At 60.2% G+C, this 20,098-nt stretch carries 19 protein-coding genes; 7 read left to right on the forward strand and 12 right to left on the reverse strand.

Features of this window, described 5'->3' with window-relative positions; all coding sequences use genetic code 11:
* Positions 1-68 precede the first annotated feature (68 nt).
* Positions 69-1,043 carry a transcriptional regulator FtrA gene (gene ftrA / locus AC1MDT_RS03005; RefSeq protein ID WP_480420622.1) on the reverse strand — a complete coding sequence of 325 codons (975 nt, stop codon included), beginning with the start codon at positions 1,041-1,043 and terminating at the stop codon, positions 69-71.
* Positions 1,044-1,143: 100 nt separating this feature from the next.
* Here ftrA and AC1MDT_RS03010 point away from each other — a divergent pair, with 100 nt between their 5' ends.
* A complete protein-coding gene (locus AC1MDT_RS03010; RefSeq protein WP_480420623.1) occupies positions 1,144-1,575 on the forward strand; it encodes a rhodanese-like domain-containing protein in 432 nt (143 codons plus the stop codon).
* Between the two features lie 106 nt (positions 1,576-1,681).
* On the opposite strand, the gene AC1MDT_RS03015 is transcribed toward AC1MDT_RS03010, so the two are convergent.
* On the reverse strand, positions 1,682-2,314 hold the full coding sequence (locus tag AC1MDT_RS03015) for a type 1 glutamine amidotransferase (protein ID WP_480422690.1): 633 nt from the start codon (positions 2,312-2,314) through the stop codon (positions 1,682-1,684).
* A gap of 145 nt (positions 2,315-2,459) precedes the next feature.
* Here AC1MDT_RS03015 and AC1MDT_RS03020 point away from each other — a divergent pair, with 145 nt between their 5' ends.
* The 3 genes from AC1MDT_RS03020 to AC1MDT_RS03030 all read left to right on the forward strand — a co-directional run bounded on the left by AC1MDT_RS03020 (position 2,460) and on the right by AC1MDT_RS03030 (position 5,393).
* Positions 2,460-3,239 carry an ABC transporter substrate-binding protein gene (locus AC1MDT_RS03020; RefSeq protein WP_480420624.1) on the forward strand — a complete coding sequence of 260 codons (780 nt, stop codon included), beginning with the start codon at positions 2,460-2,462 and terminating at the stop codon, positions 3,237-3,239.
* Between the two features lie 129 nt (positions 3,240-3,368).
* Entirely contained in the window at positions 3,369-4,481 is a 1,113-nt protein-coding gene (locus AC1MDT_RS03025) for a succinylglutamate desuccinylase/aspartoacylase family protein (RefSeq protein ID WP_480420625.1), read from the forward strand.
* 195 nt (positions 4,482-4,676) lie between these two features.
* The gene (locus AC1MDT_RS03030; protein WP_480420626.1) at positions 4,677-5,393 is read left to right on the forward strand and encodes an alpha/beta hydrolase; all 717 of its coding nucleotides are present in this window, start codon (positions 4,677-4,679) and stop codon (positions 5,391-5,393) included.
* Between the two features lie 3 nt (positions 5,394-5,396).
* On the opposite strand, the gene AC1MDT_RS03035 is transcribed toward AC1MDT_RS03030, so the two are convergent.
* The 6 genes from AC1MDT_RS03035 to AC1MDT_RS03060 all read right to left on the reverse strand — a co-directional run bounded on the left by AC1MDT_RS03035 (position 5,397) and on the right by AC1MDT_RS03060 (position 10,798).
* Positions 5,397-5,966, reverse strand: coding sequence for a DcrB/PsbP domain-containing protein (locus AC1MDT_RS03035; RefSeq protein WP_480420627.1), 570 nt, complete (start codon positions 5,964-5,966; stop codon positions 5,397-5,399).
* Positions 5,967-6,094: 128 nt separating this feature from the next.
* On the reverse strand, positions 6,095-7,006 hold the full coding sequence (gene yddG, locus AC1MDT_RS03040; protein WP_480420628.1) for an aromatic amino acid exporter YddG: 912 nt from the start codon (positions 7,004-7,006) through the stop codon (positions 6,095-6,097).
* Between the two features lie 58 nt (positions 7,007-7,064).
* A complete protein-coding gene (locus tag AC1MDT_RS03045) occupies positions 7,065-7,874 on the reverse strand; it encodes a hypothetical protein (RefSeq protein ID WP_480420629.1) in 810 nt (269 codons plus the stop codon).
* Between the two features lie 330 nt (positions 7,875-8,204).
* A complete protein-coding gene (locus AC1MDT_RS03050) occupies positions 8,205-9,386 on the reverse strand; it encodes an acetyl-CoA C-acetyltransferase (RefSeq protein WP_480420630.1) in 1,182 nt (393 codons plus the stop codon).
* 11 nt (positions 9,387-9,397) lie between these two features.
* Complete coding sequence (locus tag AC1MDT_RS03055) at positions 9,398-10,063, reverse strand: CoA transferase subunit B (protein WP_480420631.1); 666 nt, start codon at positions 10,061-10,063, stop codon at positions 9,398-9,400.
* Positions 10,064-10,099: 36 nt separating this feature from the next.
* Positions 10,100-10,798, reverse strand: coding sequence for a CoA transferase subunit A (locus AC1MDT_RS03060; protein WP_480420632.1), 699 nt, complete (start codon positions 10,796-10,798; stop codon positions 10,100-10,102).
* Positions 10,799-10,948: 150 nt separating this feature from the next.
* Between AC1MDT_RS03060 and AC1MDT_RS03065 the strand changes: the two genes are divergently transcribed.
* On the forward strand, positions 10,949-11,851 hold the full coding sequence (locus tag AC1MDT_RS03065; RefSeq protein ID WP_480420633.1) for a LysR substrate-binding domain-containing protein: 903 nt from the start codon (positions 10,949-10,951) through the stop codon (positions 11,849-11,851).
* 122 nt (positions 11,852-11,973) lie between these two features.
* On the opposite strand, the gene AC1MDT_RS03070 is transcribed toward AC1MDT_RS03065, so the two are convergent.
* Together AC1MDT_RS03070 and AC1MDT_RS03075 are read right to left on the reverse strand one after the other, a co-directional pair.
* On the reverse strand, positions 11,974-12,816 hold the full coding sequence (locus AC1MDT_RS03070; RefSeq protein WP_480420634.1) for an NAD-dependent protein deacetylase: 843 nt from the start codon (positions 12,814-12,816) through the stop codon (positions 11,974-11,976).
* 150 nt (positions 12,817-12,966) lie between these two features.
* A complete protein-coding gene (locus AC1MDT_RS03075; RefSeq protein WP_480420635.1) occupies positions 12,967-14,013 on the reverse strand; it encodes a class I SAM-dependent methyltransferase in 1,047 nt (348 codons plus the stop codon).
* A 532-nt stretch (positions 14,014-14,545) separates the two neighbouring features.
* On the opposite strand from AC1MDT_RS03075, the gene AC1MDT_RS03080 reads away from it, so the two are divergent.
* Positions 14,546-16,171: a methyl-accepting chemotaxis protein gene (locus tag AC1MDT_RS03080; protein ID WP_480420636.1), complete on the forward strand. Its 1,626-nt coding sequence runs from the start codon at positions 14,546-14,548 to the stop codon at positions 16,169-16,171.
* A 108-nt stretch (positions 16,172-16,279) separates the two neighbouring features.
* Here the strand turns inward: AC1MDT_RS03080 and AC1MDT_RS03085 are convergent, their stop codons facing one another.
* Positions 16,280-17,575, reverse strand: coding sequence for an ATP-binding protein (locus AC1MDT_RS03085; RefSeq protein WP_480420637.1), 1,296 nt, complete (start codon positions 17,573-17,575; stop codon positions 16,280-16,282).
* Positions 17,572-18,312 carry a response regulator gene (locus AC1MDT_RS03090; RefSeq protein WP_480420638.1) on the reverse strand — a complete coding sequence of 247 codons (741 nt, stop codon included), beginning with the start codon at positions 18,310-18,312 and terminating at the stop codon, positions 17,572-17,574. Before AC1MDT_RS03090 ends, AC1MDT_RS03085 begins: the two co-directional genes overlap by 4 nt.
* Before the next feature lie 461 nt (positions 18,313-18,773).
* Here AC1MDT_RS03090 and AC1MDT_RS03095 point away from each other — a divergent pair, with 461 nt between their 5' ends.
* Positions 18,774-20,048, forward strand: a complete 1,275-nt coding sequence (locus AC1MDT_RS03095) for a cytochrome c biogenesis protein DipZ (RefSeq protein ID WP_480420639.1) — start codon at positions 18,774-18,776, stop codon at positions 20,046-20,048.
* Positions 20,049-20,098: the final 50 nt, after the last annotated feature.

Raw genomic sequence — 20,098 nt, forward strand, 5'->3', positions numbered from 1 at the left:
GGGATCTCCAGTGTTCACATAATCCCTGTGGGAGCGAGCCTGCTCGCGATGGGGCCCGAAAGAACACCTCAAGAAATCGCCTTGACCTCCCGCCCAAACCGTTCCCGATACACCGACGGTGGCACGCCGACCACGCTGCGAAACGCTACCCGAAAACTGTCGACCGAGCGATACCCGCAGTGCTGGGCAATCTGGTCCGTATTCTGGTTTGTGCTTTCCAGCAATTCGCGAGCCCGACCCAGGCGCTCATGTTGCAACCACGTCTTGGGGGACTGGCCGCTGGCTTCTGTGAAACGACGCAGGAATGTCCGTTCACTCATCGCGGCTTCGCTGGCGAGGTCGCGAACCTCCAGCGGTTCATGCAAGCGCTCGCGCGCCCACTGCATCACGCGGGAAAGATCGCTGCGCGGTGTAGGACTGACCGGTGTCGGAATGAACTGCGCCTGGCCGCCCGTGCGTTGCGGCGACATCACCAGACGCCGCGCCACCGAATTGGCGACTTGGGTGCCGAAGTCCCGCGCCACCAGATGCAGGCAGGCGTCGATGCCGGCCGCGCTGCCGGCCGAAGTGATCAACTGACCCGAGTCGACGTAAAGCACGTCTGGGTTCACCAGAATGTTCGGGAAACGCGCGGCCAGTTCAGCGGTATAGCGCCAGTGCGTGGTGGCGCCGTGACCGTCGAGCAAACCGGTGGCCGCCAGCACAAACACTCCGGAGCAGATCGACAGCAAACGCGCACCCCGGGCGTGGGCCTGGCGCAAGGCCACGAGCAACGCCTCGGGCACCGGCGCGCAGCGGTCGCGCCAGCCGGGAATGATGATGGTCCGGGCGTCGTCGAGTAGTTCCATGCCGCCATCGGCCAACACCTGAATGCCGCCCATGGCGCGCATCGGGCCTTGGTCCACCGCGACGATTCGATGCTCGTACCATGGGAAGTCGAACTCGGGCCGGGTCAACCCGAAGATCTCCACGGCGATGCCGAATTCGAAGGTACAGAGGCCGTCGTAGGCCAGAATCGCGACTAATCCAGGGGAGGGCTGCATTTGGCGGAAAGTTCCCGGTGAGTGTCTTGTGCGCCACTGTAGCGTCAAGCGCTGGGCGGATAAAGTCTCTCACACCCACCGAGACTTTGGAGTACAGCACATGACCAGCCTGGTCCGCGCCATTCCCGCCGCCCCATCGGCAATAGCCCTCATGCATTTCAGCAACCGTCTGACTTTCGAAACTGACTGTTCTGACGTCTACAGCAGCCAACAGTCCGCTGATGTGGATTTTGTCCTCGTCGACGTGCGCGGTCCGCTGGCGTTCGAGCGTGGCCATGTGCCGGGCGCGATCAACATTCCAGGCCGACTGTTGACTGCCGAAGGTTTGGCGGCTTATCCAAAATCCACCTTGTTTGTGGTTTATTGCGCCGGGCCACACTGTAACGGCGCCAATAAGGCCGCCGTGAAACTGGCGGCGCTGGGTTATCCGGTCAAAGAGATGATTGGCGGGGTGACCGGGTGGCTGGATGAAGGGTTTGAGTTGAGCACTGAGGCCAGAGCGGTGAGCGCCGTGATGGGTTGTGAATGTTGAGTTAGCAGAAAAGATCGCAGCCTCGTTTCACTCGACAGCTGCTACAGGATTGAGTGTGCATAGGGTCACGGAGCTGCCGCAGGCTGCGATCTTTTGATCTTGCTGTTTAAACCGCCGCCCACCACTCATCCAGCGTCGCCTGCAACCAGTCAAAAACGGCGGCATAGTCGGCGCTGTCCTGCGGCTCCCGTGGCAACGGCGACTCCTCTCCAAAATGCGCATTGAGCGTCGCCACCGATTGAGCATTCCACTCCGGGTGAAACTGCAAGCCCACCCGCGTCGGCCCGACGCAATACATCTGCTGCTCACATCGATCACTGCTGGCCAGCAGTAGGGCGTCAGACGGGAGATCGATGGCGTCTTCGTGCCATTCAAGCACCTTCAACGTCTGGCCATCGGCGAACGTCACCGAGGTCCAGCCGGTTTCGGTGAGTGCCATCCGTCGTACATTCCCGCCCATACCCAGCGCCAGTAACTGTGCGCCCAGGCAAATGGCAAAGACGGCCGCACCTTTCTCCAGGCTGTTCGCCAACCACTGGCGTTCGGTTTCCAGCCATGCAGGTCCAGCGTTTGACTCGTAAGGCCCGCCCAGCAAAACCACTGGAGCAGCACTCACTGCTGGCAACTGGCCGAGGTCGGCGCGAAACACCTCCAGCGTCAATCCTCGCAACGCGGCCCATTCGGCAATGGCGCCGGGGCCCTCGGCGGGGTGATGCTGGATCAGGTTCAACGTTCGCATCGCGCTTTTCATGTCGGCCACCTTTTTATAAATATTTGTCGCTTGAACACAATTTACCCTCCTGAAGCCACTCTAGACTGCCGGCCACTTCGGTCTTGATCAACCGAAAGCTGCCAATAAGAGTCTCCGCACACGGGAGTTATAAATGAAAAAGCTAGTGATGTTCGGTGCCCTGGCACTGTCGATGTTGTCCTTGACCGCTGTGGCCGAAGACGCCAAGCCGATCCGCATCGGTATCGAAGCCGGTTACCCGCCATTCTCGATGAAAACCCCTGACGGCAAACTCACTGGTTTCGACGTGGACATCGGCGACGCACTGTGTGAACAGATGAAAGTGAAGTGCACGTGGGTCGAGCAAGAGTTCGACGGCCTGATCCCGGCCCTGAAGGTCAAGAAAATCGACGCCATTCTGTCGTCCATGACCATCACCGACGACCGTAAAAAGAACGTCGATTTCACGATCAAGTACTACCACACGCCGGCACGTTTCGTGATGAAAGCAGGGTCTGACGTCAAAGACCCGCTGACCGAACTCAAGGGCAAGAAAGTCGGTGTGCTGCGCGCCAGTACCCACGACCGCTTCGCCACCGAAGTGCTGGAGCCGGCCGGCATTATCCTGGTGCGTTATGGTTCCCAGCAGGAAGCCAACCTGGACATGGTGTCCGGCCGCATTGACGCGCTGCTGGCCGACTCGGTCAACCTGGACGACGGTTTCCTGAAAACCGACGCCGGTAAAGGTTTCGCGTTCGTAGGGCCAGAGTATAACGATCCGAAATACTTCGGTGGCGGCGCCGGTATCGCCGTGCGCAAGGGCGATACCGCCCTGGCTGAGCAGTTCAATACCGCTATCAATGAAATCCGCGCCAACGGCAAGTACAAGCAAGTGCAGGACAAGTACTTCAAGTTTGACGTTTACGGCGAGTAATCGATCCGTTCTGTAGGAGCGAGCTTGCTCGCGAAGGACTTGAGGGCAACGCGTTTATTCTAGAAGAACGCGTTATCGTTAACGTCCTTCGCGAGCAAGCTCGCTCCTACAGATTTCACAGGAGTTCCCATGCAACGCATCGACCATCCACTGCCCTGGAGCCACCTGGGGACCGAACGCACACTCAGTGTTTTTCGTTATGGCGCTGGCACTCGCAAGGTCTACATCCAGGCCAGCCTGCACGCTGACGAATTGCCGGGCATGCGCACAGCCTGGGAATTGAAAAAACGCCTGACTGAACTGGAAACCCAGGGACAGCTGCAAGGCGTGATCGAACTGGTGCCGGTGGCCAACCCCATCGGCCTCGATCAACACCTGCAAGGCAGCCACATGGGCCGCTTCGAACTGGGCAGTGGCAAGAACTTCAACCGCTCGTTCGTCGAACTCAGTGCACCGGTGGCCGAGTTGATCGGTGATCGTTTGGGTGCCGACGCCGACGCCAACATCGCGCTGATTCGCCAGACCATGGGCCAGGTCCTCGATGGCTTGCCCGCGCCGGTTTCGCAGCTGGAAGCCATGCACCGGTTGCTGCTGCGCCACGCTTGTGACGCCGACATCACCCTGGATCTGCATTGCGATTTTGATGCGGCGATCCATATCTACGCGTTGCCGCAACACTGGCCGCAATGGCAATCCCTGGCGGCGCGCCTGAAGGCCGGGGTGGCGTTGCTGTGTGAAGATTCCGGCGGCAGCTCGTTCGACGAGTCCTGTTCTTCGCCGTGGTTGCGTCTGGCAAGGGCGTACCCCAAGGCCGCGATTCCGCCGGCCAACCTGGCGACGACGCTGGAGTTGGGCAGCATGGGCGACACCCGGGTCGAGCAGGCCCAGGCCAATTGCGAGGCGATTCTTGGGTTCCTCGCCGAGCAAGGCTTCATCAAAGGCACCTGGCCGCAGGCTCCGAGCGAATGCTGCGAAGGCATGCCGTTCGAGGGCACCCAATACCTGTTTGCGCCGCATCATGGCGTGGTCAGTTTTTTGCGTGAGGCCGGTGAGTGGGTCGAGCAGGGGGACGCGCTGTTTGAAGTAGTCGACCCGTTGAACGACCGCGTCACCACCGTTTGTGCCGGAACCAGTGGGGTGTTGTTTGCGATTGATCGCGGGCGGTATACCCAGCCGGGCACGTGGCAGGCGAAGGTCGCTGGGCGTGAGCCGATTCGGGTGGGGAAATTGATTAACGATTGACGGCGTAATCTTCGGCGCCTCATAGGGCCTCTTCGCGAGCAGGCTCGCTCCCACAGGGGATGCATTTCAAATGTGGGAGCGAGCTTGCTCCGGGCGGCGTTCCGACGATAGCGGCATCAGCAACGGCCAAAATCCTTCGGTAAGCTCCACAGTGTTAGGCTCTCTCCGAATCCTGCGCACTGTAAAGGAAGCTTTATGTTGAAGTTTTTCGCTCTGCTGACGCTGTTGGTGTCCGCCACCGTCCACGCTCAAACCCCGCTGCAAACCGATCTGCCGCTCAAGTACCTGGAGCAGGCCAACCCTGAGACGCGCAATCAGCCCCTGGTGATTTTCCTTCACGGTACCGGCAGTAACGAGCAGGACCTGTTTGGCATCAAGGATGAATTGCCCGCGCAATACACCTTCCTGTCGGTGCGCGCACCCATGGAGATGGAAGAGGGCAGTTACCAATGGTTTCGCAAGAAGGGCGAAGGTGCCTACAACGGTGAGACGGACGATCTGAAGACCAGTGGCCAGTTGCTGTTGGATTTTGTCGCACAGGCGGTGAAGAAATATCACACCGAGGCGAACAAGGTTTTCCTGGTGGGTTTCAGTCAGGGCGCGATCATGTCCTACGAGGTCGGCTTGCGTCACCCCGAGGCGATGGGTGGGATTGCCGCATTGAGCGGACGGATTCTGCCGGTGCTCAAGTCCGGACTCAAACCGGATGAAAAACGCCAGGCGCTGGCGATTTTCATCGGTCATGGCACTGCGGACAAACGCCTTCCCTACACCGACGGCACTGACGCCGACCAGGTATTGCAAGACTTGTCACTCAAGCCTGAGTTTCATGCCTATCCGGGGTTAGGCCATAACATCAGCGACGCCGAGATGCAGGATTTGAACGCCTGGCTGCAGCGCCTCAATCCCTGAGCCTTACTTGCCGCTGACGATCTGGTTGATCAACGTTTCGTGGGCGGCCATGTCAGCGGGGCGGGAGATAACCTGAACGACAGCCATGCGAGTGCCGGACGCCGCTATCAGCGTCGAGTTGAGGGTCATGCCCCCCCCTTGTTGGGCTGTACCGTCAACCTGTCGGATGCCCAGCCCGGTGTTTTTTTGGGTCAGGCTTTTTTCGCTCAATTTGTTGTAATCCGGTAAAGATTTACGTTGTGAATTGTCGAAGTCGGCCACGGTGTCATCGAGAAACGTACCGTCGTTGTCCTTGACCTTGACGCCATCGGGGAGGTTATTCTCCGCGGCGATCACCACCGTCTTGGTGGTCTCGTTGCTGTACAGGGTGCCGCTCGCGCCCGTGGAGCTGGCTGGCAACGGGCTGGCGATGAAGCCCTTGGGCAGGGTGAAGGTGAACTTACCGTCGAGCATCGAGACTTTCTGTGCCGAATCACCGGTGGTGGCCTTTTTTGCAGCCTGCACATTCAAAATTGCCAGACTGGACGCGGCCACAAGCAACAGAACTACGGCTTTCTTGCTTAACACTGACATTCGAATTCTCCAGGGATGGTCGCGCTATGGGGGCGATCATCCCATGGCGGTTGTGAAGCATCCAGCCTGGCGTAACTGTCGGCGATTGGTGGGTGAACCCCATTTGATTGACGTACAAGCTTTTCGCACTAGTCGTTCGAAATAATCGAAGGCGTTGTGGGGGTTTTGGCAGTGGGCTGTGAGGTGGCAATGACGGCACCGGCGATAATCAGCAGGGCGGGGACGATCAGCATCGGGCTGGCATGGCTGCGCCCCACGGTGATCAACAGCACTGTGGAAATCAGCGGGGCCAGGTAGGAAAGCGCCCCGAGTGTCGCCAGACTTCCGCGCTTGGTGGCGTGGTCCCAGGCAAAAAACGCCAGCCCGACCGGTCCCAGGCCGAGGACAATAATCGCGGCCCATTGGCTGCCATCGGGTCGTACCGTGGTTTCGAATGCCAGATGACACGCCAGTCCCGCCAGGGCAACCAAGCCGCAGATGCCGCCGATGATGTTGCTGGGCACTTCACTGAACCGGCGGTTGAACACCGAGTAAACCGCCCAGATAAGCGCACAACCGAACGCGGCGAGATAACCGGCGATGGGCATCGCGGTACCGGCATCGGGCACTCGCTGGAGCATGATGAACGCCGTTCCAGCCAGGCCCAGCAGCGCGCCGAGCATTTGCCGCTTGTGCAGGCTTTCTCCGACCGATAACGCCGAGAGCAGCACCAGCAACAGCGGCCAAAGGTAGTTGATCAGGCTGGCTTCTGCCGCCGGGGCGGCCTTGAGCGCGAAAAAGTACAACGCGTGATAAACGAAAATTCCGACGAAGCCCGTCGCCCATACGGCCCAGGGTTGACGCCAGCTACTGAAGCCGGCAATTCCGCGTCGACCGAGAATCAACAGGCTCGCGACGAACGCTACGCCGAATCCCAGCGTCAGCAGTTCAAAGGGCGGAATGCCTTCGGTGAGTGTGGTCAGCAAGGCCAGGGAGGACCAGAGCACTATCGCAATCACGCCGACGGCCGTGGCGGCAGTGGCGTTTTGGAGCTGAGTCATGTCTGTTCCTTCAGCGCGATGAGCGGGCGACGATCCTGGCCCGATGACCTCAATGAGCTTAGCGCTTGATCGCCGTACGTCCAGTGTCCGCCCCTCTGGAGTCCGGACTCGCGTTCACTGGTTTTGCCAGTAAACGCTTAGTCACCCCGAGCATCGACACCGAGACTGCAATACCGAGGACGAACGCGGACAAACCCATGCCGGGCAGCGCCAGCGACAGCACCAGGCAAAACGCCGCGAACGAATACATGCCGGTGGCGGTGGCTCGTAGCAATGCGGCAGTAAAGGCCGGGCCGCGGGCTTGCTGGGAGAACACCGCCATCACGCTGCCCAGCACCGGGAATACCGCGAGCAGCCCACTCCAGCGGTCGCCGACGGTGCTGGCCAACACCGTCACGGCGAGGGTGAGCAGGGCACCGGCCATCATGCGCAGCAGCAGTTTGTCGGATTTCGGTGCCGGGCCTGAAACGAGCGGTTTGACCTGCGGAAACAAATAAGGCGCAGCCAACAGTGCGCTGGCGGCAGCGATCACTGAAAAGGTCAGGGAGGGAGGGATTACCGACAGCACCACGGCCGCTGTGGCCCAAACCAGCAAGGAAAAGCTCAGTGCCCACGGCCACGTGGCGCGTTGTGCGACCTGGGCGTAGGTCACGCAGAAGGCAATCATCGCGAACATGGCCGATAACGCCGCCGTCGCCGATTGAGCGGCGAACACCTGGCCTTGTTCGATGGCGAGGAAAAACAGAATCGGCCCGACCACCACCGGCAACCCCGACAGCCAACCGGCAACGCTCGGACCCCAGCGTTTGCCCGCAAGGGAAATCAGCAAAAGAAATCCGGGAATCACCAACAGTTTGAGCATCAGCACGCACGCATCTCCGACCTGTTTGAGATGGCAACGTTAGCATTGCGTGTAATGAATTGCTCTGTAGGTTGGGTGATTTTGTATACAAAAACAAATCGTAAACTGTAGGAGCGAGCTTGCTCGCGATGGTCGTTAACGATGACGGCGTAATCCTGACACCCCGCGCTGCTCTCTAGTGCATCGTCGGAACGCCGCCCGGAGCGAGCTCGCTCCTACAGTTGATCTGCACCCTGTGGGCGAGGTAAAAAGAACCCGGTGTGACAGGCGCCACACCGGGTGTTTTGCCAGACTGCAGCGGATCTTCGTGGGTCCCCGCGCAGTCTGTTGAACGCTTTACGCCCGCTCGATCGCCAACGCAACGCCCTGACCGCCACCGATGCACAAGGTGGCGAGGCCTTTCTTGGCGTCGCGCTTGATCATTTCATGCAGCAAGGTCACCAGTACCCGGCAACCCGATGCACCGATCGGGTGACCGAGGGCAATGGCGCCGCCGTTGACGTTGACCTTGTTCAAGTCCCATTCCAGGTCCTTGGCCACCGCCAGGGATTGCGCGGCGAAGGCTTCGTTGGCTTCGATCAGGTCCAGTTGATCGATGGACCAGCCGGCCTTGTCCAGGCAGCGGCGAGTGGCCGACACCGGACCGATGCCCATGATCGCCGGGTCGACGCCCGCGTTGGCGTAAGCGGCAATTTTGGCGAGTACTGGCAGGCCCAGGGCCTTGGCTTTGTCGGCGCTCATCAGGATCACAGCGGCGGCGCCGTCGTTCAGGGACGACGCGTTACCGGCGGTCACCGAACCGTCCTTTTTGAAGGCCGGTTTCAGTTTGCCCAGCGCTTCGGCCGTGGTGCCTGCGCGCGGCTGTTCATCGGTGGCGAAGGACAGCGGATCGCCCTTGCGCTGGGGAATCAGGATCGGCGTGATCTCATCGGCAAACCGTCCGGCTTCGATGGCGGCCGTGGCTTTCTGTTGCGAGGCCGCGGCGAAGGCGTCCTGTTGTTCGCGGGTCAGGTTGTACTTGTCCGCCAGGTTCTCGGCAGTGATGCCCATGTGGTAATCGTTGAACGCATCCCACAGACCGTCGCTGATCATGGTGTCGACGATTTGTGCGTTGCCCATGCGCAGACCGGTGCGAGCGCCGGGCATGACGTAGTTGGACAGGCTCATGTTTTCCTGACCGCCGGCAATGATCACCTCGGCATCGCCACAGCGAATGGCCTGGGTCGCCAAATGCAGGGCCTTGAGACCCGAACCGCAAACCTTGTTCAACGTCATGGCGGGCACGGTGAAGGGCAGGCCGGCCTTGATGGCGGACTGGCGGGCAGGGTTTTGCCCGGCGCCAGCGGTCAACACCTGGCCCATGATCACTTCATCGACTTCGGCCGGGTTCAGGCCGGTTTGCGCCAGCAACTGACGGATCACCGCAGCGCCCAAATCAACGGCAGAAACATTGGCCAGGGAACCCTGGAAACTGCCGATCGCGGTGCGCGTGGCGGCAACAATGACGACTTCTTGCATGGAATGATTCCTCACTGGGCAGCGAACTGCATTTCCGGAACGTGGTCCGGCACGATCATTTTACCAGCGGTTTTGGCGATGATTTCCTCAACACTGACGCCAGGTGCGCGTTCCTTGAGGACAAATGCGCCATTTTCGATTTCCAGGTAAGCCAGGTCGGTCAGCACGCGTTTGATGCACCCGGCGCCGGTCAGCGGCAGGCTGCATTTGGACAGGAGCTTGGACTCACCGTCCTTGGACGCGTGGGTCATGATGACGATGATGTTGTCTGCGCCGGCCACCAGGTCCATGGCGCCGCCCATGCCCTTGACCAGCTTGCCGGGGATCATCCACGAGGCAATGTTGCCTTGCACGTCTACCTCAAAGGCACCCAGCACGGTCAGGTCGACATGACCACCGCGAATCATCGCGAAGGACTCGGCCGAGGAAAAGATCGAAGCGCCGATACGCGCGGTCACCGTTTGCTTGCCGGCGTTGATCATGTCGGCATCGATGGTTTCTTCAGTCGGAAAGGGGCCCATGCCGAGCAGGCCGTTCTCCGATTGCAGCATGACTTCCATGCCTTCAGGAATGTAGTTGGCGACCAGGGTCGGGATGCCGATGCCCAGGTTCACGTAAAAGCCGTCCTGCATTTCGCGGGCGACGCGTTGAGCCATTTGTTCGCGGGAAAGTGCCATTGTTGTTATTCCTTCATTCGGTCCGGGGGCAGGGGATCACTTACGCACGGTGCGCTGTTCGATGCGCTTTTCGAACGTGCCGCAAATGACCCGGTCGACGTAGATGCCAGGGGTGTGGATCTGCGACGGTTCCAGCTCGCCGGGTTCGACGATTTCTTCCACTTCGACCACGGTGATCTTGCCGGCGGTGGCAGCCAGTGGATTGAAGTTCTGGGCGGTGTGGCGATAGATGACGTTGCCGAAATGGTCGGCTTTCCAGCCTTTGACGATGGCGAAGTCACCGGTGATGGACTCTTCCATCAGGTACTTGCGACCGTGAAATTCGCGTACTTCCTTGCCTTCGGCCACTGGGGTGCCGACGCCGGTAGCGGTGAAGAACGCCGGGATGCCGGCACCGCCAGCGCGCATTTTTTCAGCGAGGGTGCCTTGCGGGGTCAGGATGACTTCGATAGCACCGCTGAGCAGTTGCTCCTCGAACATTTTGTTCTCACCGACGTAGGAGGCCACCACTTTGCTGATCTGCCGGTCTTCCAGCAATACGCCGAGGCCGAAACCGTCGACGCCGCAATTGTTGGAGACCACGGTGAGGTCGCGTGTGCCTTTGCGCTTGATTTCGGCGATAAGGTTTTCCGGAATCCCGCACAGACCGAAGCCGCCTGCGATCACAGTCATGCCGTCTTCCAGACCTGCCAGAGCTTCCTCATAGGAACTCACGCGCTTGTCGAAACCTGCCATATGCACCTCTTTTATTCTTTGTGGGCGGCTGGCTAGCCGTATGGAATGAAGTGTCTCGCCGACGTATTGATTTGTTAAGTTGATTTTTAAGGTTGATTGATAGATAAAGATCATCAATCAATGGCCTGTATTAAAGTGGAGTCATCGTCCATGACAGTCAAGCAGATCCGCGCCTTTCTGGCCGTGGCCCAAAGTTTGAGTTTTGCCGTGGCCTGCGAGCGGTTGCACCTGTCGCAATCGGCGTTGAGCCTGACCATCAAGGCGCTGGAAGAGGGCCTGGGTGGGCGGTTGTTCACCCGCAATACGCGCAATGTGGCGCTGACTGCCGAAGGTGAATCGCTGGTGCCGCTGGCCCGCCGGTTGATCGCCGACTGGGACAATGCCGAGGACGAACTGCGCCAACGCTTTACCCTTCAGCGCGGGCGCGTGACCCTGGCGGCGATGCCGTCGTTTGCCGGCAACCTGTTGCCATCGATCCTCAAGACGTTCCGCGCGCGTTATCCCAAGGTCAATGTCACGGTCAATGACGTGATCAACGAGCAGGTACTGGAGATGGTGCGTGACCGACAGGTGGAACTGGGGGTGGCGTTTGAGCCGACGCAGAGTTCTTCGCTGCAATTCACGCCGTTGTACAGGGACCGGTTTGTGGCCGTGGTGCCGCAAGATTGCGCGCTGGCCGCAATGGGCGATATCGACTGGCAGACCTTGCTCAAGGAACCGTTCATCACCTTGCAGCGACCGTCGACGCTGCGGGTGATGCTGGAAGAACACTTGCACGCACGGGGAATGAAATTGCCAGTGGAGTTTGAGAGTCACCAACTGGCGACGGTAGGACGGATGGTGGCCAGCGGCTTGGGGGTGAGTGCGGTGCCGGCATTGTGTGCCGAGCAGATGCGCGAATTGGGCGCACGCTGTATTACGCTGCGCGACCCCGTGGTGGAGCGGGCGATCGGGGTGTTGACCAAGCCGGGGATTGAGCTGTCGGCGGCGGCTCAGGCGTTGTTCGATATTCTTAAAGAGGAAAACCTGGGCGAGCGCCTGTCTGCCCGCTGAACCCAATACCCTGTGGGAGCGGGCCTGCTCGCGAAGGTGGGTCAGCTACATTGATGTCGACTGACACACCTTCGTCGGAACGCCGCCCGGAGCAGGCTCGCTCCCACAGGGATTGGGCTTCTTCAGTTTCCAAGTTGTTGAGCCAGTAATGGAAGCAACCGTTCACACGATGCCTCAATCTTCAGATGGAGCAGGTCATCGGCCCGCGTCCTCCCCAGATTGATCGCGATCAACGGTTTCCCCTGATCCGCCACCACCCGACACAACCGAAACGCCGAATATGCCATCAACGACGACCCCACTACCAACAACCCCGCAGCCTGCTCGACCGCTGCCATCGCTTTCGCCGCGGTGGCTTGCGCCACGTTTTCACCAAAAAACACCACATCCGGTTTCATCCGCTCGCCTGCGCAACGCGGACAATGCGGCACCTGAAACCGCGCCTCGAATGCCGGATCCAGCAAGGTATCGCCATCCGGCGCCTGCACCGCGTCCACGCCGGCCAGATAGGGGTTTTGCGCCTCCATCAAGCGCTGAATCGAATCCCGTTCGCTGCGTTCTCCGCAATCCAGACACAGCACCCGATGCAAGCTGCCGTGCAGCTCGATCACGTCATGGCTTCCCGCCTGGTCGTGCAAGGTGTCGACGTTCTGAGTGATTAACCCGCTGATCTGCTGCGAATTTTGCAAACTGGCCAAGGCTTCGTGGGCCACGTTTGGCCGGGCCTGGCGCACTCGCGGCCAGCCGAGCATCGCCCGCGCCCAATAGCGGCGCCGGGATTGCGGGGCCGAGAGGAACTCCTGATACATCATTGGCTGCCGGCCGCGCCGCACGCCTTGGTTGTCGCGGTAATCCGGGATGCCCGACGGCGTACTGATGCCGGCGCCGGTCAGGACCACAAACGGCTGGCCGGCCATTAACTGCAGGAGCTGCTCGAGTTGTTCACCAATGGGGCTGTCTGGCATGTTCAATACTCAGGGACCAGTGTAGGAGCGAGCTTGCTCGCGATGGACTCGAAAGCGCCGCATTAAGTCAAAAAACACGCGTTTTCGTTAACGACCATCGTCGGAACGCCGCCCGGAGCAAGCTCGCTCCTACACAGAGGGGGACGGAGGTTATTTACGTGCCTCCAGTATCAGGTTGAACGGGGTTTCCGTCGCCCGACGGAACGTCTTGAATCCCGCCTCGGTGAACACTTTGCGCAACCGTGCCTCGCCGGCCTGGGCGCCGAGCCCGAGACCGACTTCCTGGGACAGCGAGTTCGGGGTGCAGATAAACGTCGAGGCGGCATAGAACAACCGGCCAACCGGGGTGGTGTTGTCGTCGAGCGAGTCATTGGCGAAGGGTTCCACCAGCAGCACCGAGCCGTCTGGTTTCAGTGAGTCATAGGCGTGCCGCGCCGCACCCACCGGGTCGCCCATGTCGTGCAGGCAGTCGAAATAGCAGACCAGGTCATAGTCGTCGCCAGGGTAGCTTTTTGCCGTGCCCTGGAAGAATCGCGCGCGCCCGGCCACGCTACCTTCTTCGGCGCGTTGGGTGGCGACAGTGACCGATGGCGCGTGGTAGTCGAAACCCACGAACCGCGAGTTCGGGAATGCCTGGGCCATGATCACGGTTGATGCGCCGTGCCCGCAGCCGATGTCCGCAACCTTGGCGCCGGCCTCGAGTTTGGCGACCACGCCGTCCAGGGCCGGCAGCCACTCGGCAATCAGGTGCGCTTTGTAACCCGGGCGGAAGAACCGTTCCGTGCCGCTGAACATGCACGGGTGGTGATCGCCCCAGGCCAGGGCACCGTTGCCGCGCATGGCGTTGACCAGTTTGTCTTTGTCATGGAAAAAAGAGGCGACCACTGAGACACCGCCCGCGACATAGACTGGTGAGTCTTCGATCGCCAATGCCAGGGCTTGCTCTTCGGGCAGGCGGAATTGGCCGTCGCGATGTTCCATGTAACCGGAAGCGGCGTGGGCGCTGAGCCATTCGCGCAGCAGTCGGGCGTTGCAGCCGGTTTTGTCGGCGAGTGCTTCAGGGGTCATTGGCTGGCTGTCGGCCATGGCCCGGTACAGGCCGAGTTCTTCGCCGAGGATGACATTGGCGAGCATCGCCGCGCCGCCCATGTCATTCACCAGTTTGCCCATGAAATCGTTGAGTCTGGCCTCGTCCATCACGTGTGCTCCTTTAACAGGATCACAGTCCAGAGGCAGAGTTGCCTGGGCATTAGCCACTGGGCGGTGGTCGTGGGAATGAACAGGACGATAAGCTCGTCCTGAGTGCAATAAGTTTAGTTCGCGGGTCGCACAGCGTAGCCCGGAACGACGAAAGCCCCTATTTCTTGACTGAAATTAATCCACTGTAGGAGGTAGGAGCGAGCTTGCTCGCGATGGTCTGTCAGCTACATGGGTATCGCCTGACACACCATCGCGAGCAGGCTCGCTCCCACAAGTGGAGGAAGAGTCCATTGGCCAATATCTCAAGGCAATTCCCGGATCAAATTGGGTGTACCGCTGACACAAGCGTGCCGCTCGTCATTTTTTTCCCCCAATCCCCGCGAAATTTTCCAACACCAGCCGATACAGATAACAGGCGCGCGCAAAGCTGTTACCCGTGTGGCGCCGAGCTGAAAGGTGCGTGTCAACGCCTGCCATACAGCGATCACGGCAAGGATGCTCGACGCCTTAATCACCCGAGAATCATCCTATGTCATTGCGTAATCTGAACATCGCGCCTCGAGCTTTCCTGGGTTTCGCCTTCATCGCCTTGCTGGTCATCGTGCTCGGGGTGTTTGCCGTGAACCGCATGGCGCTCATTCGCCAGGCCTCCATCGACATAGAAAGCAACGAACTGCCCAGCGTCGGGTTTCTAGGCAACATGACGGAAAACGTCCTGCGGATGCGCATTCTTTCGTTCCGGGTGTTGGTCAACCGTGACCCGGCCGCGCTGCAGGACGCCCAGGCGCGCATCAACGTGCTCGTCGACAATCTCCGTAACGCCCAGGCCAGTTACGCAGCCTTGCCCGCCCAGCCGGAAGAGGCCGCGCTGTACAAGACGTTTACGGTCACCCTGGACGGCTACATACAAGCCCAGAACCAGATGTTGGAGCTGTCGCGACAGAACAAGCTCGATGAGATGCGCGCCGTGATCAATACACAGATCAAGGACGGCACCGACCAGATGGGTGAGCAGCTCAATAAGCTGGTGGCACTGAATACCGGCTATGCCAAAACGGCCTCGGCCGATGCGGGCGAACACTACAGCAACGCGATTACCGGCATCATCGCGGTTGCGGTGGTGGCGGCCCTGATGACGGTGCTACTGGCGTGGCTGTTGACCCGCAGCATCGTCACGCCGCTGAACCGTGCGCTCCAGGCCGCTGAAATCATTGCGGGTGGCAACCTGACCAAAGCCATCGAAATTGATGGCAAGGATGAACCGGCCCGTTTGCTCGGTGCCTTGTCCGCCATGCAGGCTAACTTGCGTCAAACCATCGAGCAGATCGCCGGTTCCGCCACTCAACTGGGGGCTGCCGCCGAAGAACTCAGCACGGTCACTGAAGAAGCGTCCCGCGGCCTGCAACAGCAGAACAACGAAATTGAACAGGCCGCCACGGCCGTCAACGAAATGACCGCCGCCGTGGAGGAAGTCGCCCGCAATGCAGTGTCGACGTCCGAAGCATCAAACCAGTCGACCCAGGCGGCCCGTGAAGGTCGTGACCGCGTGGTGGAAACGGTCGACGCGATCCAGACCATGACCCACGACGTACAAAACACCTCGGTGATGATCGAAGGCCTGGCCGCCCAGGGACGCGACATCGGCAAGGTATTGGATGTGATTCGCGCCATTGCCGAGCAAACCAACCTGTTGGCGCTGAACGCCGCGATCGAAGCCGCCCGTGCCGGTGAGGCCGGGCGTGGTTTTGCCGTGGTGGCGGATGAGGTCCGGGCGCTGGCGCATCGCACTGCGCAATCGACCCAGGAAATCGAGAAGATGGTCGCCGGCATCCAGAACGGCACAGGCGAAGCGGTTTCCTCGATGCAGCAAAGCAATCAGCGCACCCAGAGCACGCTGGAAATGGCTCGCGCTGCCGGTGTGGCGCTGGAGCAGATCACCCAGTCGATCCATTTGATCAACGAACGTAACCTGGTGATCGCCAGTGCATCGGAAGAACAGGCTCAGGTTTCCCGTGAAGTTGATCGCAACCTGGTGAACATCCGCGACCTCGCTTCCCAGTCCGCCGCCGGTGCCAACCAGACCAGCGCTGCCACGCATGAACTGTCGCGTCTGGCGGTGGACTTGAATGCGCTGGTGTCACGGTTTGTGATTTAACGTTGTGGCATCTGTAGGAGCGAGCTCGCTCGCGATGGACGTTAACGATAACGCGTTTATTCAGGAAACACGCGTTATCGTTTACGCCCATCGCGAGCAAGCTCGCTCCTACAGGGGCAACCTAAGTTCGGCACACAACCCGCCCCCTTCACGATGACTCAACGTCAACGCCCCCCCGATCGCCAACGCCAGCTGTTGCGCAATCGCCAGTCCCAACCCGGTCCCGCCGGTGCTGCGGTTACGCGAATTCTCCACGCGGTAGAACGGTTCCATCACATGGGCCAAATCTTCCTGGGCAATCCCGGGCCCACGGTCCATGACTTTCACTGACAGGTTGCCGTTTTTCGCTTCCACCGACAATTCGGCAGCCCCGGCGAACTTCAATGCGTTGTCGGTCAGGTTGACTAATACCCGACGTAACGCGTGGGGCCGGGTGTCGATCACCGCTGAACTTTTACCGACCAGGCGAACGTCCTTGCCCATGTCCTGATAGTCAAACACCAGGCTGTCGAGGAACGAATCCAGGTCGGTGCGGCGACTTTCCTCGGTGGCGCCGTGAAGGCTGCGGGCATACGCCACGCCTTCGCGCACCAGGTGTTCCATTTCGCCAAGGTCGTTCCACAGTTTGTCTTTCTCGCTGGAGTCGTCCATGAATTCGGCGCGCAGTTTCATGCGGGTGATCGGGGTTTGCAGGTCGTGGGAAATCGCCGCCAGCAGTTGCATGCGTTCTTTCAAATACGCCGCGATACGCGCCTGCATTGAATTGAAAGCCTTGGCGGCATGGGCAACTTCAGTCGGACCTTTTTCGTCCAGGTGCACGGGATGGGCATTGGGGTCCAGGGTCTCGACGGCTTCGGCGAGGCGGCTGAGCGGGCGGATGGCAATTCTCACGGCGAGCCAGGTGCAGATGATCATCAGCGCCAGTTGCCCCAGCAGCACGAAGGGCAACCAAGGCGACAACGGCACCATGGCGGGGCGGACGTCGATGGTCACCGGGTTGCCGTCCGCCAGTTTGAGATGGACCTGAAAGTGTTTTTGCTCACCGGGGATGTCGGTCACGGTCATCGGGTAATCCTTGCCGATGGCGTCTTTGATCGAGGTCACCGCAATGGGCGTATCGCTCATGGGCACGCCTGGCGAGCCTTCATCCAGCAGATAGCGGTAGTTGCGCCGCTCCAGTCGTTGCAGCCAGCTTTTGCGCTCTTCGGCTGGCAAGCGATCGAGGATGGCGATGGAGGTCGAAACGTCGGTTTCCAGATTGCCCAGCATGGTGTTTTTCGCGCTTTCGTAACGCTCGTAATACTGCGCGCCAAAGGACAGCGCCTGGGCGAGGATCAACCCGATCAGGAAAATCAGCGAGAGCCGGGAGGCGAGGGTGCGGGGCCAACGCACCGAGAGGTTCATGACATCGCACCGAGCACTTCCACCGGCAAGGAAAACACATAGCCTTCACTGCGCACGGTTTTGATGTAGGCCGGTTCACGGGCATCGTCCAGCAAGCGCTGACGCAAGCGGCTCACCAGCAAATCGATGGAGCGGTCGAACAGATCGGCGTCGCGGCCCTGGGTCAGGTTCAGCAGCTGGTCGCGATTGAGCACGCGTTGCGGGTGATCGAGAAATACACGCAGCAATCGATATTCGGCGCCACTGAGCGCGACCATCGTGCCGTTCGAGTCGAGCAAGTGCCGGGCCGAGGTGTCCAGGCGCCAGCGCCCGAACGCCAGCAGGCGACTGCTTTCAGTTACCACCAGGTTCGGCGGCAGCATCCGCGTACGGCGCAGCACGGCATTGATTCGCGCCAATAGCTCGCGGGCGGCGAACGGCTTGACCAGGTAATCGTCGGCACCCATTTCCAGGCCAATGATGCGGTCGGTCTCGTCATTGCGGGCAGTGAGCATCAGCACGGGCGTGGCTTTGTGTTTGCCGGCGCGCAACTCGCGGCAAAGCAGCAGGCCATCGTCGCCGGGCATCATGATGTCGAGCACGATCAGGTCCACGGGCGTGGATTCAAGGAAGGCGCGCATTTGCCGTCCGTCTGCGACGACGGTGGTGCGCAGGCCGTTTTTCTTGAGGTAGTTGCCTACCAGTTCCCGGATCTCGCGGTCATCGTCCACGATGAGAATGTGATCGACGTGTTCCATGGGCCCTTGCCTCTGTGAGTGGGGAGTGTCGAGCAGTCTATCGAGCCTTGGCCCGCTCGCCCAAAGCCCTTTGTATTGCAGTGTATCCAGTGTGTCGACGGATACACGGGGACGCAAAAACATGAATGTTCAGGCGGTTTGTATCGCTGTGTATCGGGGGCCGACTTTGATACGTAGCGATTTACACGCGCCTGTTTTCGACACAGTCGGGATACCTCACGGGCCCCTAATAGGTTCCATCGAGGCAACCCGGACCGCCTCGGCTCAATTGAACGACCTACCCATTGAAGCCTTGCGGACCTCGCCATGAACCACTGTAGGAGCGAGCTCGCTCGCGATGGACGTTAACGATACCGCTTGTTTGCTGAATGAACGCGCCGCTCTCGAGCCCATCGCGAGCGAGCTCGCTCCTACAAAAGGACGTGTGTGGATTGCCACCCTCGTACTTCAAGGTGAACTTCATGTTCCTCATCGCTTTCCTGGGCGGCGTGTTGACCGTCCTCAGCCCCTGCATCCTCCCGGTCGTGCCGTTCCTGTTCGCAAGTGTTGACCGCACGCGGTCCTCGATCGTGCTCACCCTTGGCGGCATGGTCCTGACCTTCGCCCTGATCTCCAGCCTGGCCGTGGTCAGCAGCGAGTGGGTGGTGCAAGCCAACAGCACCGGTCGCCACATCGCCCTGATCGTGATGGTGCTGTTCGCCCTGTCACTGATTTCTGCCCGGGCCGGTGACTGGCTGGCCCGTCCGTTCGTGGCGCTTGGCAATCGCCTTGACCCTGACACCCGAAAAATGTCCGGCCCATTGGGCTCGGTCATGATCGGCGTCGCCACCGGTCTGCTCTGGGCGCCGTGCGCCGGGCCGATTCTTGGCGTGATCCTCACCGGCGCGATGCTTCAAGGCGCAAACGCCCAGACCAGTCTGTTGCTGGTGGCTTACGGCCTGGGTAGCGCTGTGTCCCTTGGCACCCTGATCTTAGCCGGTCGCGGCCTGGTCAATCGCTTGAAATCATCGATCCCGATCACTGGCTGGTTGCGTCGTGGTGCCGGTGTTGCCGTGCTGGCCGCTGCCGCGGTGATTTCCACCGGCGCGGACAAAACACTGCTGGCCCGCACCTCGTCCGAAGGCATAAGTAGCGTCGAGAAAAGCCTGCTGGAAACCGTCCCCAAAGTCGTCGATTACATAATCAGCAAGGTCAAGGCCGACTCGTCGATGGACAATGCCAAAGGCACCATGCCGTCGCTGTCCGGCGCGGTCGAATGGCTCAACTCGCCCGCCCTGACCAGCGACGACCTGAAAGGCAAAGTGGTCCTGGTGGACTTCTGGACCTTTGACTGCATCAACTGCCAACACACCTTGCCGTACGTGAAGGACTGGGCGAAGAAACACGAGAAGGAGGGCCTGGTGGTGATTGGCGTCCACACCCCTGAATACGGTTTCGAACGCATCATCGACAACGTCAGGGATCAGGTGAAAAAGCTCGGCATTACCTACCCGGTGGCTATCGACAACAACTACGCGATCTGGCGCAACTTCGACAACCAGTACTGGCCCGCTCACTACCTGATCGACGCCAAGGGGCAGGTGCGTTACACCCACTTCGGTGAAGGCAGCTACGACACGCAGGAGAAGATGATTCAGCAATTGCTGGAAGAGGCCAAGGCCGACGCCTCCAGCAGCGTCCCCACCCATTTTAGTAGCAGCTGGCGAAGCCTGCGTTCGGCTGCGAAGCAGTCGTAAAATCAGAACTCGCGGTGTATCAGGAACACCGAGCAAGCCGAGTTTACGAC

It is taken from the genome of Pseudomonas sp. ASL7 (assembly GCF_056680375.1).

Bases quoted from the DNA above. Each gene is read 5' to 3' on its own strand.
- ftrA (WP_480420622.1), bottom strand. From the start codon at position 1,043: ATGCAGCCCTCCCCTGGATTAGTCGCGATTCTGGCCTACGACGGCCTC.
- AC1MDT_RS03010 (WP_480420623.1), top strand. From the start codon at position 1,144: ATGACCAGCCTGGTCCGCGCCATTCCCGCCGCCCCATCGGCAATAGCC.
- AC1MDT_RS03015 (WP_480422690.1), bottom strand. From the start codon at position 2,314: ATGCGAACGTTGAACCTGATCCAGCATCACCCCGCCGAGGGCCCCGGC.
- AC1MDT_RS03020 (WP_480420624.1), top strand. From the start codon at position 2,460: ATGAAAAAGCTAGTGATGTTCGGTGCCCTGGCACTGTCGATGTTGTCC.
- AC1MDT_RS03025 (WP_480420625.1), top strand. From the start codon at position 3,369: ATGCAACGCATCGACCATCCACTGCCCTGGAGCCACCTGGGGACCGAA.
- AC1MDT_RS03030 (WP_480420626.1), top strand. From the start codon at position 4,677: ATGTTGAAGTTTTTCGCTCTGCTGACGCTGTTGGTGTCCGCCACCGTC.
- AC1MDT_RS03035 (WP_480420627.1), bottom strand. From the start codon at position 5,966: ATGTCAGTGTTAAGCAAGAAAGCCGTAGTTCTGTTGCTTGTGGCCGCG.
- yddG (WP_480420628.1), bottom strand. From the start codon at position 7,006: ATGACTCAGCTCCAAAACGCCACTGCCGCCACGGCCGTCGGCGTGATT.
- AC1MDT_RS03050 (WP_480420630.1), bottom strand. From the start codon at position 9,386: ATGCAAGAAGTCGTCATTGTTGCCGCCACGCGCACCGCGATCGGCAGT.
- AC1MDT_RS03055 (WP_480420631.1), bottom strand. From the start codon at position 10,063: ATGGCACTTTCCCGCGAACAAATGGCTCAACGCGTCGCCCGCGAAATG.
- AC1MDT_RS03060 (WP_480420632.1), bottom strand. From the start codon at position 10,798: ATGGCAGGTTTCGACAAGCGCGTGAGTTCCTATGAGGAAGCTCTGGCA.
- AC1MDT_RS03065 (WP_480420633.1), top strand. From the start codon at position 10,949: ATGACAGTCAAGCAGATCCGCGCCTTTCTGGCCGTGGCCCAAAGTTTG.
- AC1MDT_RS03070 (WP_480420634.1), bottom strand. From the start codon at position 12,816: ATGCCAGACAGCCCCATTGGTGAACAACTCGAGCAGCTCCTGCAGTTA.
- AC1MDT_RS03075 (WP_480420635.1), bottom strand. From the start codon at position 14,013: ATGGACGAGGCCAGACTCAACGATTTCATGGGCAAACTGGTGAATGAC.
- AC1MDT_RS03080 (WP_480420636.1), top strand. From the start codon at position 14,546: ATGTCATTGCGTAATCTGAACATCGCGCCTCGAGCTTTCCTGGGTTTC.
- AC1MDT_RS03085 (WP_480420637.1), bottom strand. From the start codon at position 17,575: ATGAACCTCTCGGTGCGTTGGCCCCGCACCCTCGCCTCCCGGCTCTCG.
- AC1MDT_RS03090 (WP_480420638.1), bottom strand. From the start codon at position 18,312: ATGGAACACGTCGATCACATTCTCATCGTGGACGATGACCGCGAGATC.
- AC1MDT_RS03095 (WP_480420639.1), top strand. From the start codon at position 18,774: ATGTTCCTCATCGCTTTCCTGGGCGGCGTGTTGACCGTCCTCAGCCCC.